The sequence below is a fragment of the Stenotrophomonas maltophilia genome, assembly GCF_013464915.1.
Lineage (GTDB): Bacteria > Pseudomonadota > Gammaproteobacteria > Xanthomonadales > Xanthomonadaceae > Stenotrophomonas > Stenotrophomonas maltophilia_AT.
Genome location: NZ_RAVT01000013.1, coordinates 24,337 through 40,002, shown reverse-complemented (window position 1 = coordinate 40,002; position 15,666 = coordinate 24,337). Strand labels below are relative to the sequence as shown.

The 15,666-nt window shown below is 66.8% G+C and carries 15 protein-coding genes and 1 tRNA gene; 4 read left to right on the top strand and 12 right to left on the bottom strand.

The window, feature by feature from the left end; all coding sequences use genetic code 11:
• Window positions 1-78 precede the first annotated feature (78 nt).
• From D7T59_RS04905 to thrS, 9 genes are all read right to left on the bottom strand, one after another.
• Window positions 79-155, bottom strand: a tRNA-Pro gene (locus tag D7T59_RS04905).
• Between the two features lie 68 nt (window positions 156-223).
• Window positions 224-580 carry a MerR family transcriptional regulator gene (locus D7T59_RS04900; RefSeq protein WP_005410431.1) on the bottom strand — a complete coding sequence of 119 codons (357 nt, stop codon included), beginning with the start codon at window positions 578-580 and terminating at the stop codon, window positions 224-226.
• Window positions 561-860, bottom strand: a complete 300-nt coding sequence (locus D7T59_RS04895; protein WP_005410432.1) for an integration host factor subunit alpha — start codon at window positions 858-860, stop codon at window positions 561-563. The genes D7T59_RS04900 and D7T59_RS04895 overlap by 20 nt, the downstream gene beginning before the upstream one ends.
• Window positions 861-887: 27 nt before the next feature.
• Window positions 888-3,269 (bottom strand): phenylalanine--tRNA ligase subunit beta, encoded by a 2,382-nt coding sequence (pheT, locus tag D7T59_RS04890; protein WP_164137577.1) that lies wholly within the window; start codon window positions 3,267-3,269, stop codon window positions 888-890.
• An 83-nt stretch (window positions 3,270-3,352) separates the two neighbouring features.
• Window positions 3,353-4,348, bottom strand: coding sequence for a phenylalanine--tRNA ligase subunit alpha (locus tag D7T59_RS04885; RefSeq protein ID WP_005417865.1), 996 nt, complete (start codon window positions 4,346-4,348; stop codon window positions 3,353-3,355).
• A gap of 193 nt (window positions 4,349-4,541) precedes the next feature.
• On the bottom strand, window positions 4,542-4,901 hold the full coding sequence (gene rplT, locus D7T59_RS04880; RefSeq protein ID WP_005410435.1) for a 50S ribosomal protein L20: 360 nt from the start codon (window positions 4,899-4,901) through the stop codon (window positions 4,542-4,544).
• An 11-nt stretch (window positions 4,902-4,912) separates the two neighbouring features.
• Window positions 4,913-5,110, bottom strand: a complete 198-nt coding sequence (gene rpmI / locus D7T59_RS04875; RefSeq protein ID WP_005410436.1) for a 50S ribosomal protein L35 — start codon at window positions 5,108-5,110, stop codon at window positions 4,913-4,915.
• A 264-nt stretch (window positions 5,111-5,374) separates the two neighbouring features.
• Entirely contained in the window at window positions 5,375-5,917 is a 543-nt protein-coding gene (infC, locus tag D7T59_RS04870; RefSeq protein WP_005410437.1) for a translation initiation factor IF-3, read from the bottom strand.
• 48 nt (window positions 5,918-5,965) lie between these two features.
• On the bottom strand, window positions 5,966-7,867 hold the full coding sequence (gene thrS / locus D7T59_RS04865; protein WP_180852107.1) for a threonine--tRNA ligase: 1,902 nt from the start codon (window positions 7,865-7,867) through the stop codon (window positions 5,966-5,968).
• Window positions 7,868-8,297: 430 nt separating this feature from the next.
• On the opposite strand from thrS, the gene D7T59_RS04860 reads away from it, so the two are divergent.
• The 3 genes from D7T59_RS04860 to D7T59_RS04850 are packed head-to-tail and all read left to right on the top strand — an operon-like array spanning window position 8,298 to window position 10,427.
• Window positions 8,298-8,594 (top strand): hypothetical protein, encoded by a 297-nt coding sequence (locus D7T59_RS04860; protein WP_049434122.1) that lies wholly within the window; start codon window positions 8,298-8,300, stop codon window positions 8,592-8,594.
• A complete protein-coding gene (locus D7T59_RS04855; protein ID WP_164137579.1) occupies window positions 8,594-8,857 on the top strand; it encodes a hypothetical protein in 264 nt (87 codons plus the stop codon). The genes D7T59_RS04860 and D7T59_RS04855 overlap by 1 nt, the downstream gene beginning before the upstream one ends.
• A 10-nt stretch (window positions 8,858-8,867) precedes the next feature.
• On the top strand, window positions 8,868-10,427 hold the full coding sequence (locus D7T59_RS04850; protein WP_180852109.1) for a PepSY-associated TM helix domain-containing protein: 1,560 nt from the start codon (window positions 8,868-8,870) through the stop codon (window positions 10,425-10,427).
• Window positions 10,428-10,451: 24 nt separating this feature from the next.
• Here D7T59_RS04850 and D7T59_RS04845 read toward each other — a convergent pair whose 3' ends face one another.
• Complete coding sequence (locus D7T59_RS04845; protein WP_164137581.1) at window positions 10,452-10,856, bottom strand: VOC family protein; 405 nt, start codon at window positions 10,854-10,856, stop codon at window positions 10,452-10,454.
• Between the two features lie 97 nt (window positions 10,857-10,953).
• Window positions 10,954-12,144: a glycoside hydrolase family 18 protein gene (locus tag D7T59_RS04840; RefSeq protein WP_180852111.1), complete on the bottom strand. Its 1,191-nt coding sequence runs from the start codon at window positions 12,142-12,144 to the stop codon at window positions 10,954-10,956.
• A gap of 229 nt (window positions 12,145-12,373) precedes the next feature.
• On the opposite strand from D7T59_RS04840, the gene D7T59_RS04835 reads away from it, so the two are divergent.
• Window positions 12,374-13,369, top strand: a complete 996-nt coding sequence (locus tag D7T59_RS04835) for a tetratricopeptide repeat protein (RefSeq protein WP_258013049.1) — start codon at window positions 12,374-12,376, stop codon at window positions 13,367-13,369.
• Between the two features lie 132 nt (window positions 13,370-13,501).
• On the opposite strand, the gene pnp is transcribed toward D7T59_RS04835, so the two are convergent.
• A complete protein-coding gene (pnp, locus tag D7T59_RS04830; RefSeq protein WP_014037942.1) occupies window positions 13,502-15,610 on the bottom strand; it encodes a polyribonucleotide nucleotidyltransferase in 2,109 nt (702 codons plus the stop codon).
• Between the last annotated feature and the right edge of the window lie 56 nt (window positions 15,611-15,666).

Sequence of the window (15,666 nt, the reverse complement as noted above, 5' to 3'; positions counted from 1 at the left end):
GTACGAGTGGCGCGCAGCATACACCGCGCGCACAAAAAAGCCCACGCATTGCTGCGCAGGCTTCTTGATTCATCACAGTGGTCGGGACGGCCGGATTCGAACCGACGACCCTCTGCCCCCCAGGCAGATGCGCTACCAGGCTGCGCTACGCCCCGACTGATGCTGCGATGTGCCCGCCAGTGCGGCGGGCCGTGAAGTATAGCGGATTACGATGGAAATGGGATCAGCGGCGCAGCAACTGCAGCACTTCTTCCAGCTCCATGCGCACCTGCTTGATGATCTGGTTGCTCAACGCCGATTCCTCGCGCGCATCGGGGCCGTCCAGACGCAGGCGCGCACCACCGATGGTGTAGCCCTGTTCGTACAGCAGGCTGCGGATCTGCCGCACCATCAGCACGTCATGGCGCTGGTAGTAGCGGCGGTTGCCTCGGCGCTTGGCCGGCTCAAGGCTGGGAAATTCGGTTTCCCAGTAGCGCAGGACGTGCGGCTTTACGTCGCACAGCTCGCTGACTTCACCGATGGTGAAGTAGCGCTTGGCCGGGATCGGCGGTAGTTCGCGGTTACTGCCCGGATCCAGCATAAGCTTCCACCCTCTCCTTGAGCTTCTGGCCCGGACGGAAGGTGACCACCGTACGGGCGGAAATCGGAATTTCCTCGCCGGTCTTGGGGTTGCGACCCGGGCGCTGGTTCTTGCGCCGCAGATCGAAATTACCGAAGCCCGACAGCTTCACCTGACGTCCCTGTTCCAATGCTTCACGCAGCACATCGAAAAACGCGTCGACGAATTCCTTGGCTTCCCGCTTGTTCAGACCGACTTCGTCGAACAGCTTTTCCGCCATCTCCGCCTTGGTCAATGCCATTGCCTGCTACCCCCGAGTGCTGCCCGCTCAGCCGCGGATCCGGGCGTGGTGTTCACGCTCGATGGCAGTGACCGCCTCGGCCACCACCGCATCCACGTCGCGGTCCGTCAGAGTGCGCGACTTGTCCTGCAAAATCAAGCCCATAGCGAGACTCTTGAATCCCGGCTCGACGCCCTGGCCAACATAGCGGTCGAACAGGTTCAGGTCGCGCAGCAGCGGGCCGGCGGCCTGGCGGACGGTCGCCGCCAGGTCGGCCCAGGCCACCTGTTCAGGCACCAGGAACGCCAGGTCGCGGCGCACGGCCGGGAAGCGCGACAGCTCGCCTGCACGCGGCAGGCGACGGGCGGTCAGCGGTTCCAGGTCCAGCTCGAAGGCGTACACGTCGGCTTCGATGTCCATCGCCTTGGCCAGGCGCGGGTGGACCTGGCCGATCCAGCCAATCGCCACGCCATCGCGGAACACCTCGGCCGAACGCGCCGGGTGGCCGTAGGGACGGGCCGACGGGCGGAACTCCAGCTGCGCACCACTGGCGGCGGCCAGCGATTCCAGGTCGCCCTTCAGGTCGTGGAAGTCGACCTTGCGGGTCGGCAGGCCCCACTGCACCGCCTGCGCATCGCCGCAGACCGCAGCGGCCACGCGCGGGGTTTCCAGCGGTGCCGGTTGACCGTCCCCGGCCTGCTCGGCAAACACGCGCCCGATCTCGAACAGGCGCACGCGGCCCAGCTGGCGCGCGGCATTGCGGCCGAGGGTGGCGACCAGGCCCGGCAGCAGCGACGGGCGCATCACCGCCAGTTCCGCCGACAGCGGGTTGGCCAGCGGCACCAGGCCGTCGCGCAGCTGCCACTGGGTCAGCAGCGCGTCGTCGACGAAGGCGAAGTTGACGGTTTCCTGCTGGTCACGGGCGACCAGCTGGCGACGCACGCTCAGCGCGTCCAGCTGGGTCTCGCTCGGCATCGCCACGCGCGAGGCACCGCCCGGCAGCGTGGTCGGGATCTGCTCGTAACCGTGGATGCGGGCCAGTTCTTCGATCAGGTCTTCTTCGATGGCGATGTCGAAGCGACGGCTCGGCGCGGCGACCTGCCAGCCCTCGGCCGTGGCAGCCACGTCCATGCCCAGCGCGCGCAGGATGCGCTCGACTTCTGCGTCGTCGATGGTGATGCCCAGCACGCGGGTGATGCGCGCGCGGCGCAGCACAATCGTCGCCGGCTGCGGCAGGTCATCGGCACGCACGGCCTCGGTGACCGGCGCCGGGTTGCCGCCGGCCAGGTCCAGCACCAGGCGGGTGGCGTATTCGATGGCGGTGCGCGGCAGCGCCGGATCGACGCCACGCTCGAAGCGGTGACCGGCATCGGTGTGCAGGCCCAGCTTGCGGCCACGGCCCATGATCGCGGCCGGCGCGAAGTGCGCAGCCTCCAGGAACACCGCAGTGGTGTCATCGGTGACGCGGGTGTCGAAGCCGCCCATCAGGCCGGCCAGGCCGACCGCACGGTCGGCATCGGTGACCACCAGGAAGCTGTCGTCCAGCGCGGCATCTCGGCCATCCAGCAGCTTCAGGCTTTCGCCGGCGCGCGAACGGCGCACGCCGATGCTGCCCTGCAGGGTGCCGAGGTCGTAGGCATGCATCGGCTGGCCCAGCTCCAGCATCACGTACTGGGTGATGTCGACCAGCAGCGAGACCGGACGCACGCCGCTGCGGCGCAGGCGCTCGGCCATCCACAGCGGGGTCCTGGCGGCGGCGTTGACGCCTTCGATGACGCGGCCCAGGTAACGCGGCGCTTCGGCGCCAGCGTCAAGCTGGATCGACAGTTCGCGGCTGCCGGCCGGCGCAATGGCATCGGCGGCGAAATCCAGCACTTCGCTGCGGGTGGCCGCAGCGACGTCGTAGGCGATGCCGCGCAGGCTGAAGCAGTCGGCGCGGTTCGGGGTCAGCTTGATCTCGATGCTGGCGTCCGGCAGCCCCAGGTACTCGACCAGGGTCTGGCCGACCGGGGCATCGTCCGGCAGCTCCAGCAGGCCGGACGCATCATTGTCCAGGCCCAGCTCCTTGGCCGAGCACAGCATGCCGTTGGACTCGACGCCGCGCAGCTTGGCCGGCTTGATCTTCAGCTCGCCGATCTGCGCACCGACCATCGCCAGCGGCGCAACCAGGCCCGGCCGCGCGTTCGGTGCGCCGCAGACGATCTGCAGCAGCTCGCCCTGCCCGGCGTCGACCTTGCACACCTGCAGGCGATCGGCTTCGGGATGGCGCACGGCTTCGACGATGCGTGCCACGACCACGTGGTCGAGGCCTTCGCCAAGTGCGGTCACCTCTTCCACTTCCAGGCCGATGGCGGTCAGCACCGCGCTCAGTTCATCGCGCGAGGCGGAGGTCGGGACGTGGCTGCGCAGCCAGTTTTCGGAGAATTTCATGGTGTCACCCTGGTGGGCCCGGCGCATGCGCCTGGGCCTGCGTTGTTGAATCGGCCGGGCATGGCCCGGCGCTACCTGGTTCGTTACGCGAACTGCTTCAGGAACCGCACGTCGTTCTCGAAGAACGCGCGCAGATCGTTGACGCCGTAGCGCAGCATCGCGAAACGCTCCACGCCCATGCCGAAAGCAAAGCCGGTGTAGCGCTCCGGATCGATGCCGACGTTGCGCAGTACGTTCGGATGCACCATGCCGCAGCCGAGCACTTCCAGCCAGCGGGTGCTGCCATCGGGCTGCTGCCAGGCGATGTCCACTTCCGCGCCCGGTTCAACGAACGGGAAGTAGCTGGGACGGAAACGCATCTCGAAATCGCGCTCGAAGAAGGCGCGCACGAACTCGGCCAGCGTGCCCTTCAGGTCGGCGAAGGTCGAATGCTCGTCCACCAGCAGGCCTTCCACCTGGTGGAACATCGGCGAGTGGGTCTGGTCGCTGTCGCTGCGGTACACCTTGCCGGCGGCGATCATGCGCAGCGGCGGCGCGTGGTCGCCCATGTAGCGCACCTGCACACCGGAGGTATGCGTGCGCAGCAGGCGGCCGTCACCGAAGTAGAAGGTGTCGTGCATGGCGCGCGCCGGATGGTGCGGCGGGAAGTTCAGCGCCTCGAAGTTGTGCCAGTCGTCCTCGATCTCCGGCCCTTCCGACAGCTCGTAGCCCAGCCGGCCGAAGATGCCGGTGATGCGCTCCAGGGTGCGGGTGATCGGATGCAGGCCGGCACGATCGCCGTTGCGGCCCGGCAGGGTGATGTCGATGGCTTCGGCGGCCAGGCGCGCATCCAGTGCCGCGTCTTCCAGCAGCGCCTTGCGCTCGCCCAGCGCGCGGGTCAGCGCGTCACGGGCCTGGTTGATCGCTTCACCGGCGGCCTTGCGCTCGTCGGCCGGCAGGGCGCCGAGCTGCTTGAGCTGCGAGGTGATGCTGCCACTCTTGCCAAGCAGGGCCACGCGCAGCTGTTCCAGCACGTCGGGGCTCTGTGCGGCGGCCACATCGGCCAGCGCCTGGGTGGTGAGGGATTGGATGTCGCTCATGGGGGGCCGGAACTCCAGTCGATCTGCCATCGCGATGCGCGAAGGGCCGACCCCTGTCGCCACCGCCGTCCCCGCGCTGCCGTCGTGGCCTCGCCGGGACCCAAAAAAGAATGGGGAAGGACTTGCGCCCTTCCCCATGCATTGCCTTGACCTGACACCGTTCCGAGTGAACGGTTACGGCATCGGGAAGGACTTATGCCGCCAGCGCGCCCTTGGCCTTTTCGGCCAGCGCGGCAAAACCGGCTGCGTCGTGCACGGCGATGTCAGCCAGGACCTTGCGATCCAGGGTGATGCCGGCCTTCAGCAGACCGTTCATGAAGCGGCTGTAGCTCAGGCCGTTGATGCGGGCAGCCGCATTGATACGGGTGATCCACAGCGAACGGAAGTTGCGCTTCTTCTGCTTACGGCCGATGTAGGCGTACTGCTGTGCCTTGATGACCGCCTGCTTGGCGACGCGGAAGACCTTGCGACGGGCGTTGTAATAGCCCTTGGCGAGATCCAGGATTTTCTTGTGGCGGCGACGCGCCTGTACGCCACGCTTAACTCGTGCCATTTTTCAGTTCCTCAGAGGTAAGGGAGCATGCGGTCCAGACGGCCTGCGTCTTCTGCACGGACATGGCCCGTCTGACGCAGATTACGCTTACGCTTGGTCGCTTTCTTCGTGAGGATGTGGCTACGGTTGGCGTGGCCGCACTTGTACTTGCCCGAGGCGGTCTTGCGGAAACGCTTGGCCGCTGCCCGGTTGGTCTTGATCTTGGGCATTGCAATGTCCTTGATGGGGGTGACCCTGGTTTCTGACTGATCTGGCGGCGGCCTGGGCCGCTCTTTCCGTCCTGCCATGATCGGCGTACGACCCGTCCTGGGTGGGTCGAGCCGGGCATGATACAGGCAAAACCACCCTGCCACCAGCCCCTGCAACCCTTTACCGGCAATTCACCGGCCTCCTGCAAAAGCAAAGGGACGCCAGCGGCGTCCCCTTACCCTGAACCATTCAGCCAGGCGCCCCGGAAGGCGGCCCGTCAGGCCTCAGGTCTTCTTCTTCGGCGCGATCATCATGACCATCTGACGCCCTTCCAGGCGCGGACGGGATTCAATGACGATGTCCTCGCCCAGATCGGTCTCGATCCGGTTGGCCATTTCGCGGCCCAGTTCCTGGTGGCTCATTTCACGGCCACGGAAACGGATGTTGACCTTGATCTTGTCACCATCCTCGAGGAACCCGCGCATCTTGCGCAGCTTGATCTGGTAGTCGCCCTCGTCCGTGACCGGACGGAACTTCACTTCCTTGATCTCGACCTGCTTGGTCTTCTTCTTGGCCTCGCTGGCCTTCTTCTGCGCTTCGAACTTGAACTTGCCGAAGTCCATGATCTTGCAGACCGGCGGATCGGCCTGCGGCTGGATTTCGACCAGGTCCAGGCCTTCATCTTCGGCCATGGACAGCGCTTCGTCGCGCGACAACACGCCGATCATTTCTCCGTCACTGCCGATCACGCGGACGCGCGGCACACGGATTTCCTGATTCTTGCGGTTCTGTTTGTTGTCAGGGGTGCTGATATTACGTTCTCCCAAGGGTATCGAACCGGTCCGGGTGCCTGTGCGCCCGGACCGGACCTTTGCTTACGCGCCCTCGGCGTGGAGCCGCTCGATGAAGGCCTGCAGGCTCATGCTGCCCAGGTCTTCGCCAGAACGCGTACGCACCGCCACAGCCCCATTTTCCTTCTCGCGGTCACCAATGACCAGCAGGTAGGGCACGCGCTGCAACGTATGCTCGCGGATTTTATAGCCGATCTTCTCGTTACGCAAATCCGAGCTGACGCGGAAGCCTTGCTCCGCAAGGGTTTTGGTCACGCCCGCGACGTAGTCGGCCTGGGCGTCGGTGATGTTGGCCACCACCACCTGGGTCGGGGCCAGCCAGGCCGGGAACTGGCCGGCATGGTGCTCGATCAGGATGCCCAGGAAGCGCTCCATCGAGCCGACGATGGCGCGGTGCAGCATGACCGGGTGCTTCTTCTGGCTGTTCTCGTCCACGTACTCGGCGCCCAGGCGGCCCGGCATCATGAAGTCGACCTGCATGGTGCCCAGCTGCCAGGTACGGCCGATGGCGTCCTTCAGGTGGTACTCGATCTTCGGGCCGTAGAAGGCACCCTCGCCCGGCAGCTCCTGCCATTCCACCCCATTGCTGGACAGGGCCGAGCGCAGGGCACCCTCGGCCTTGTCCCAGGTGGCGTCATCGCCCAGGCGCGATTCCGGGCGCAGGGCGATCTTGACCTGGATCTCATCGAAACCGAAGTGCTGGTAGACCGCCAGCGCCTGCTGATGGAACGCGGTTACTTCCGCCTCGACCTGGTTTTCGGTGCAGAACACGTGGCCGTCGTCCTGGGTGAAGCCACGCACGCGCAGGATGCCGTGCAGCGCGCCGGACGGCTCGTTGCGGTGGCAGGCACCGAACTCACCATAGCGGATCGGCAGGTCGCGGTAGCTGTGCAGGCCCTGGTTGAACACCTGCACGTGGCCCGGGCAGTTCATCGGCTTGAGCGCGTAGGTGCGCTTCTCCGATTCGGTGAAGAACATCGCGTCCTGGTAGTTGTCCCAGTGGCCGGATTTCTGCCACAGGCTCACGTCCAGGATCTGCGGGCAGCGCACTTCGCCGTAGCCGGTCTTGCGGTAGACCTTGCGCATGTACTGCTCGACCACCTGCCACAGCGCCCAGCCCTTGGGGTGCCAGAACACCAGGCCCGGAGCCTCTTCCTGCAGGTGGAACAGGTCCTGCTGCTTGCCGATGCGGCGGTGGTCGCGCATTTCGGCTTCTTCGATGCGCTTGATGTAGGCCTCGAGCTGCTTCTTGTCGGCCCAGGCGGTACCGTAGATGCGCTGCAGCTGTTCGTTCTGCGCGTCGCCACGCCAGTAGGCGCCGGAGATGCGGGTCAGCTTGAAGGCCTTCAGGAAGCGCGTGTTCGGCACGTGCGGGCCGCGGCACATGTCCACGTATTCCTGGTGGTAGTACATGCCCATCGCCTGGATGTCGTCGGACATGTCCTCGATCAGGCGCAGCTTGTAGTCCTCGCCACGGGCCTTGAAGATCTCGACCACTTCGGCGCGCGGCGTCATCTTCTTGATGACGTCGTAGTCCTGGGCGATCAGCTCACCCATGCGCTTCTCGATCGCGGCCATGTCGTCCGGGGTGAACGGGCGCTCGGAGTAGATGTCGTAATAGAAGCCTTCGGCGATCACCGGGCCGATCACCATCTTCACGTCCGGGTACAGCTGCTTGACGGCGTGGCCAACCAGGTGGGCGCAGGAATGGCGGATGATCTCCACGCCCTCCTCGTCCTTGGCGGTGATGATGCGCAGGCTGGCATCGTGGTCGATGACGTCGCTGGCATCGACCAGCACGCCATCGACGGCACCGGCGATGGTGGCCTTGGCCAGGCCGGCGCCGATCGACTGGGCGACGTCCATGACGCTGACGGGGTTTTCAAACTCGCGGCGGCTGCCGTCGGGGAGGGTAATGTTGATCATCGCATTGGCTTCGTGCGGGGCCCGCGGGGCGGGCTGGAAAGCGCTCCCGGGGCGGCGCCCGGGCAATGAAAAAGCGCCACGAGGGCGCCTGGAACACAGGGCCTTCGGGGGCAGGTCAACAGTGGGCGGTGGTAGTGCTCATGTCGCACGCTCGGCCGGCGCTGTGCGCGGGCCACCTTGTTCCAGTCAGGGCAGTGTGGATGATCTTAAACCAGCGCACCGGAAAGCCCAAGGGCTACCGTACGGTCCGCTGAATGGGTCTCGCTGGCGGCGTGAAATTGCAATGATTACCATGTCGGCGCAGGCCGCCCCGTGCCAGCCTGCCCGCTTTCCCCCAGGACCTCGTGATGCGCCACCCGCTCCGACCGGCTCCCGCCGGCCCCGCCCGTGCCCCGCGTTCGCCGGCCCGCTGCCGCGCCGGCCGCCCGCAATGATCACCGTCGGCCTTTCCACGCTCGGCTTCTGCAGCCTGGGCATGCTGGCAGCGATGTTCTCGGCACTGGCCTTCTATGCCGCCTCGCCGCATTGCCGCTGGCCGCGCCTGCGCCGCGCCGGCCGCCTGGGCCGCCAGATCGGCCTGGTCGCCGCTGCCGCCGCGCTTTGGCTGTGGATGGCCGAGCTTGGCTTTGCCGCTGGCCTGGTGGCGATGCTGTGCACCTGGATGCTGGCTGCGATGCTGTTGCCGGCCCTGGCCGCCTGGCACCGTCCCGGCCCGGAGTCGCCCTGATGTGGCCGCGCGCCTTCGCTGGCATCGTCGCCGGTTTCTTCCTGGCCGCGGCCGCGACCGGTCTGCTGGCCTGGCTGCCGCCCGGCCCCTGGCAGCGCGCGCTGGTGCCGACCCTGATCGCCTTCATCCCGCTGTGGATGCTGGCCGCCCTGTGGGCGTTCAGTTTCCGCAGCGCGCTGCGTGCCTGGCTGGTGCTGGGTGGCAGCGCCGCCACCGGCTTCGCCGTGCTTGGGCTGCTGCGCCTGATCGGCGCGGTGCAATGAGACCCGCCCCATGAAGTTCAGCTCCCAGACCCTGCGCACGTTCACCACCCTGCATACCTGGGTCGGCCTGGTGGCCGGCTTCGGCCTGTTCGTGGCCTTCTATGCCGGCGCATTGACCCTGTTCCACCACGACCTGCCACTGTGGCAGACGCCGGGCGCAGCCACCGCGCTGCCGGCCGGGCTGGACGATGCGCAGTACCTGCTGGAGGACGTGCTGGCCACGCATCCGGAAGCCCGCCGCCACGTCGGCATGACCTTCCCCGGCGCCGACCATCCGCAGCCACTGGCGTACTGGCAGGCCGATGACGGCAGCTGGCGTTATGCCTGGCCGGGCCAGATTGGCGGCAGCCCGACGCCGCCGCAGACCGGGCTGGCGGAACTGGTCAACGAGCTGCACTACAGCCTGGGCCTGCCGGTGGCCGGCATCTACGTGATGGGCATCGTCAGCCTGCTGTACGGCATGGCGCTGCTCAGCGGCCTGGTGATCCACCTGCCGAAGCTGCTCGGCGACCTGTTCGCGTTGCGTCCGGGCCGCAATCTGAAGCAACTGTGGCAGGACGCGCACAACGTGATCGGCGTGCTGAGCCTGCCCTTCCACCTGATGTTCGCGGTGACCGGCGCCCTGCTCTGCCTGGTGTTCGTGCAGATGGCCCTGCTCAACCCGCTGATCTTCGACGGCAAGGCCCTGCAGGCGGTGCCAACGGCAATGGACACCGCACCGGTCCGCGAAGCCACCGGCGTTCCGTCGCCGCCGGGCAGCCTGCGCGTGCTGCATGCACGGGCGCTGGAAGTGGCGCGCGCGCAGGGCGTGACCAGCTTCGAGCCGGCCTACCTGAAGCTGGCCAACGCCGGCGACGCCAACGCCACCATCGAGATCACCGGTGAATCCACCGGCACGCTCGGCCCACTCGGCGCCGTGGCGCTGGACGTTGCCACCGGCAATGTACTGGCGACCCAGCTGCCGGGCCAGCGCGACGCCAACCACGCCACGCTCAGCGCCGCCTATGCGCTGCACTTCGGCGAGTTCGGCAACGGCGTGGTGGTCTGGCTGTATTTCCTGCTCGGCCTCGGCGGTGCGTTCCTGTTCTACTCGGGCAACCTGCTGTGGATCGAGTCGCGGCGCAAGCGCCGCCAGCCGCAGCAGCCACGCGCCGGGGTGAACATGGCACGGGCCACGGTCGGCGTGTGCATCGGCCTGTGCGTGGCGATCTCGGTGGCATTCGCCAGCGCACTGGTGCTGGAACGGCTGGCACCGGCGGCGGTCGACCATGGCATCCGCTGGGCCTGCTTCGGCAGCTGGGCGGCCTGTGCGCTGTGGGCCGCGCTGCGACGCCCGGCACAGGCCGCACGCGAGCTGCTGTGGGCTGCGGCGATCAGCACCGCGCTGGTGCCGGTACTGCACGGCGCACTCAGTGGCGACTGGCTGTGGCGCGCCGCCGCGCAGGGCCATTGGCCGCTGTTCTGGATCGATGCCATCGCGCTGGCCATGGCCTTTGGCTTCGCCCGGCTGGCAGTCGCCAGCCAGCGTCGCGCCCGCAACGGCGATCCGAACAGCGTCTGGGCGAACTGAAGCGTTGCCGGGCATGGCCCGGCGCTACCGGAGCAGGTGCGCTTCGTCCGGGTAACGGCTGACTTCGATCAGGTTGCCATCCGGGTCGCGGAAGTACACCGATTCGATCGGACCCAGTGCGCCGGTGCGGGCCACCGGCCCTTCCTCCACCGCGACGGCCTGTGCCTGCAGGTGCGCCAGCACATCAGCCGTGGCGGTACGCGTGACCAGGCACAGATCGGCGCTGCCCGGCGTGGGTTGCAGCGCATGCGGCTGCAGCGGAGCGCTGGCCGGATGCAGGTTGATCTTCTGCCGGCCAAACTGCAGCGCGGTACGGCCGGCGCCGAAGCGCACGACCTGCATGCCAAGCACGCGCTGGTAGAAATCACAGCTGCGTTCGATGTCGGCGACGGTGAGGACCAGATGGTCCAGGCGTTCGAGATGGATCATGCCCGCAGCGTAACGCTGCGGGCATTGCCACGATGTGCGGGGCTGGGCCGATGGCGTTGCCGCATCCGCCGGGCATGGCCCACCGCCAACGGGTGGCTCAATCGCCGATGCGGGCTTTCTGCCACGGGCCAAGCATGGCGTTGAGCAGGCTGGCCTGTTCGTCGTCGCCGGTCAGCTCCCACATGAACACCCCGGCCAGGCCCTGCTCGCGGGCGAACTGCGCACGCAGGCCGATCGAGCGCGGATCTTCATAGCTGATGAAGATCTTCTGCGCGGCGTTGTACAGCCAGGGGCTCTGCGCCTGCGGCTGCCAATGCTTCGTCCAGCCCGGCTGGTCGAGATAGCGCGCCTTGATCACCCGCCAGTCGCCGGCATCGGCCGGTGCACTGTAGGCCTGGTACAGCCCATCCGGGGCGTCGCCGGTGACCTTGAAGCCGCGCCCATAGAACGGCACGCCCAGCACCAGCTTGTCGGCCGGCACGCCGTGCTCGCGGTAGAACTGCACGGCACCGGCCACGTTGTTCCAGCGCCGCAGCTCCGGCGCCAGCGGGTCGGCCGGCACTTCATGCAGGGGCGCATTGAAGGTCGACACCGAAGAGAAGCCGGTGCCCATGTCGTAGCTCATCAGGTTGATGAAATCGAACACCTTGGCCAGCGCCGGCAGGTCGTAGCTGGCGGCCGGATCGTAGGGGCCATCGGTCTGCAGCCGACCGGCGGCCAGCGCGGCGGTCAGCAGCATCGGCTGCCCCGCCTTGCGACCGCGCGCATCGAGTGCCACGCGGAACGCCTGCGCGAGCCGGGTCAGGTTGGCGCGATCCTGTGGACGGTGCGCAAGCTCCTTCGGGCCGCCACTGACCGGGAACTCCCAGTCGATATCCACGCCATCAAAGCTGCCGGCGTGGCGATCGAAGAACAGCGCCATGCACGAATCGACCAACCGCTTGCGGCTGGCCTCGGTCAGCGCCGCATCGGAGAACCCGCCCGCGCCCCAACCACCGATCGAGATCAGCGTGCGCAGATGCGGGTGTGCCTTTTTGAGGTCGGCCAGTGCAGCGAAGTTCTTCGGTGCTTCCGCACCAATCGTGCAGCGCCCGTCCTCGATGGTCGAGAACGCGTAGAACAGGTGGGTCAGGCGCTCGGCCGGAATGCTCGACACCGGATAGCGCTCGGCGGAGCCGCCGGGGTAGTAGGCACCGAAGATCGGCGGCCGTGCGGGCGCGGCGTGCGCGGCAATGGGCAGGGCGCCGGCAATCAGCACGGCAAGGACGGCCACGGTCTGGCGGAACATGGAATCTCCCGGTTCGAAGGCGCCGCCACGTTAGCAAACCGATGAGGCTGTGGGACCGATGTCGTGGCATGTCGTCCAGTGGACAGCAACGATCGGCCACAGGGCGACAACATGGCAGTCATGCCGCTGCCATCATGCATTGCAGCAGGACACGCACCGACGCACCGACGCAGCGCACCCGCCCCCTGCATCGGCTAAGGTGACCGCGGATCTTCAACCGCACATGGACATGAGCACCGATCACGACACCACTCCCGACGGCGACCTGCTGGACGACGCATCCCTCGACGGACAGCAGATACTGGAAGCGCGCGCCTACGACGCGTTCCACGAAGGCGACCTGCCACAGGCGGTGGAGCTGTTCGGCGAACTGATCGCCATCGCTCCCGAGGTGCCCTACCTGCACTACATGCGCGGGCTGGCGCACAAGTACCTGCGCGACTGGCCGGCGTCGCTGCAGGACAACCTGCGATCGGAGCAGCTGCGTGGGGAATTGGATGTCGCCACCGCCTGGAATGCCGGCATCGCGGCCACAGGCATGGCGGACTGGGCCGAAGCACGACGCCAGTGGACCCGCTGTGGCATCACCCTGCCCGAGGGCGAAGGCCCGATCGAGGGCAACTTCGGCGTGGCCTGCATGCGCCTGGCGCCGTGGTCCGACGCCGAAGTGGTGTACATGAGCCGCATTGATCCGGTGCGTGCACGCATCGACAACGTACCGCTGCCCGAAAGCGGCTTCCGCTTCGGCGACATCGTGCTGCATGACGGCGCATCGACCGGCCGCCGTACGTACCGCGAACACGAGGTGCCGGTGTTCAATGCAATGCAGCGCCTGCAGCCATCGGACATGGCGACCTTCACCGTGTTCGTGCAGTGCGATTCAGCCGACGACATCGCTGCCTTGGGCGCCATGAACCTGCCCGGCATCGGCATGGTCGAGGACTGGACCGCGACCGTGCGCCGGCTCTGCCGCCGCTGCAGCTATGGCACCCCGCATCAACATGACGACAACGCAGAGGCCGTCGAAGAAGGTACCTGGGCGCGCGAGCGCGATCTGGGCATTGCCGCGCAGGGCCGGGCTGCGGTGGAGACGCTGCTGGCGACGTGGACCGCTGCGGCCCCGGGACGCGTGCTGGAGGCCATCGAACAGCGCGAGCATCCGCTGAGTGACCCCGAGCCGGGCCAGGTGTGGTGGCTGGGGGAAGAGGAAGACGAGGAAGCGTAGCAGCGCCGCCGGGCATGGCCCGGCGCTGCCTGATGGCGGCAGGCAAAGAAAAAGCGGGCCGAAGCCCGCTTTTTCATTTGCGAAAGCGTGAGGACCAGCGGTCCTCACCCACCGCACAATCAGCAATACCGATTATTCGGCGCTGACGGCGTCGCCTTCTTCCACGGCCTTCATCGACAGGCGGATACGGCCCTGCTTGTCGACTTCCAGCACCTTGACCTTGACCACATCGCCTTCCTTCAGCACGTCGCCGACCTTCTCGACGCGGTCGCTGGAGATCTGCGACACGTGGACCAGGCCGTCCTTGCCCGGCAGGATGGTGACGAACGCACCGAAGTCCATGATCTTGGCGACCTTGCCTTCGTAGATGCGGCCCGGCTCGACGTCCGAGGTGATCTGCTCGATGCGGGCCTTGGCGGCCTGGGCAGCGATGGCGTTGACCGAGGCGATGACGATGGTGCCGTCGTCCTGGATGTCGATCTGGGTGCCGGTTTCCTTGGTGATGGCCTGGATGGTCGAGCCACCCTTGCCGATCACTTCGCGGATCTTGTCCGGGTGGATCTTGATGGTCAGCAGGCGCGGCGCGTAGTCCGACAGCTCTTCACGCGGAGCGGTCAGGCCGTGGGCCATCTCGCCCAGGATGTGCAGACGGCCAGCCTTGGCCTGCTGCAGGGCCTGCTTCATGATCTCTTCGGTGATGCCTTCGATCTTGATGTCCATCTGCAGGGCGGAGATGCCCTCAGCGGTACCGGCCACCTTGAAGTCCATGTCGCCCAGGTGATCTTCGTCACCCAGGATGTCGGACAGGACGACGAAGCGCTCGCCTTCCTTGACCAGGCCCATGGCGATACCGGCAACCGGCGCCTTCACCGGCACGCCGGCGTCCATCAGGGCCAGCGACGAACCGCAGACCGAGGCCATCGACGAGGAACCGTTCGACTCGGTGATTTCCGAGACGACGCGGATGGTGTACGGGAAGGATTCCAGCGACGGCATGACAGCCAGCACGCCGCGCTTGGCCAGGCGACCGTGGCCGATTTCGCGGCGCTTCGGGCCCATCATGCGGCCGCACTCACCCACCGAGAACGGAGGGAAGTTGTAGTGGAACAGGAAGTTTTCCTTGTACTCACCGGCAACGGCGTCGATGACCTGGCCGTCACGGGCAGTGCCCAGGGTGATGGTCACGATGGCCTGGGTTTCGCCGCGGGTGAACAGCGAGGAACCGTGGGTACGCGGCAGCACGCCGGTCTTCACGGCGATCGGGCGGACGGTGTCCAGCGCACGGCCGTCGATGCGGACCTTGGTGTCCAGCACCGAGTCACGCATGGTGCGGTATTCCAGCTCGCCGAATTCCTTCGACAGCTCGGCCGGGTTCCAGCCCTCGGCAGCCACGCGGCCAGCCAGGGTTTCGACCACGTCCTTCTTGATCGCCGAGATGGCGTCGCGGCGCTGCAGCTTGTCGCGCACCTGGAAGGCTTCGCCCAGGCGCGGGCCGATGGCTTCCTTCAGGGCGGAGATCAGCGCGTCGTTCTTGGCCGGAGCTTCCCAGGTCGACGGCTTGGTGCCGGCTTCGACGGTCAGCTCGTTGATCGCGTTGATGACCTTCTGCATTTCGCGGTGACCGAAGGTCACGGCGCCCAGCATCACTTCTTCGGACAGCAGCGCGGCTTCGGATTCGACCATCAGCACGGCGTTGGAGGTACCGGCGACGACCAGTTCCAGCTGCGAGTCAGCCAGTTCGCTGACGGTCGGGTTCAGGATGTACTCGCCGTTCTTGTAACCAACCTTGGCAGCGCCGATCGGACCCATGAACGGGGTGCCGGCCAGGGCCAGGGCAGCCGAGGCGCCGATCAGGGCCGGGATGTCACCGTCCACGTCCGGGTTCAGCGACATGACCGTGGCGATGATCTGCACTTCGTTCTTGTAGTCTTCCGGGAACAGCGGGCGGATCGGACGGTCGATCAGACGCGAGATCAGGGTTTCCTTCTCGGTCGCACGGCCTTCACGCTTGAAGAAACCACCCGGGATACGGCCGCCGGCGTAGAACTTTTCCTGATAATCGACGGTCAGCGGGAAGAAGTCCTGGCCTTCGCGCGCGCTCTTGGCGGCGACGGCGGTGACCAGCAGTACGGTGTCGTCCATCTTGACGATGACGGCACCGCTGGCCTGACGGGCGACTTCGCCGGTCTCGAGCGTGACGGTGTGCTTGCCGTACTGGAAGGTTTTGGTGATTTTTGCCACGGAGGGTGTCCTTGGGGATGCTGTCTGCGAATTTGGACCGTCGGCGACCCTTGCCG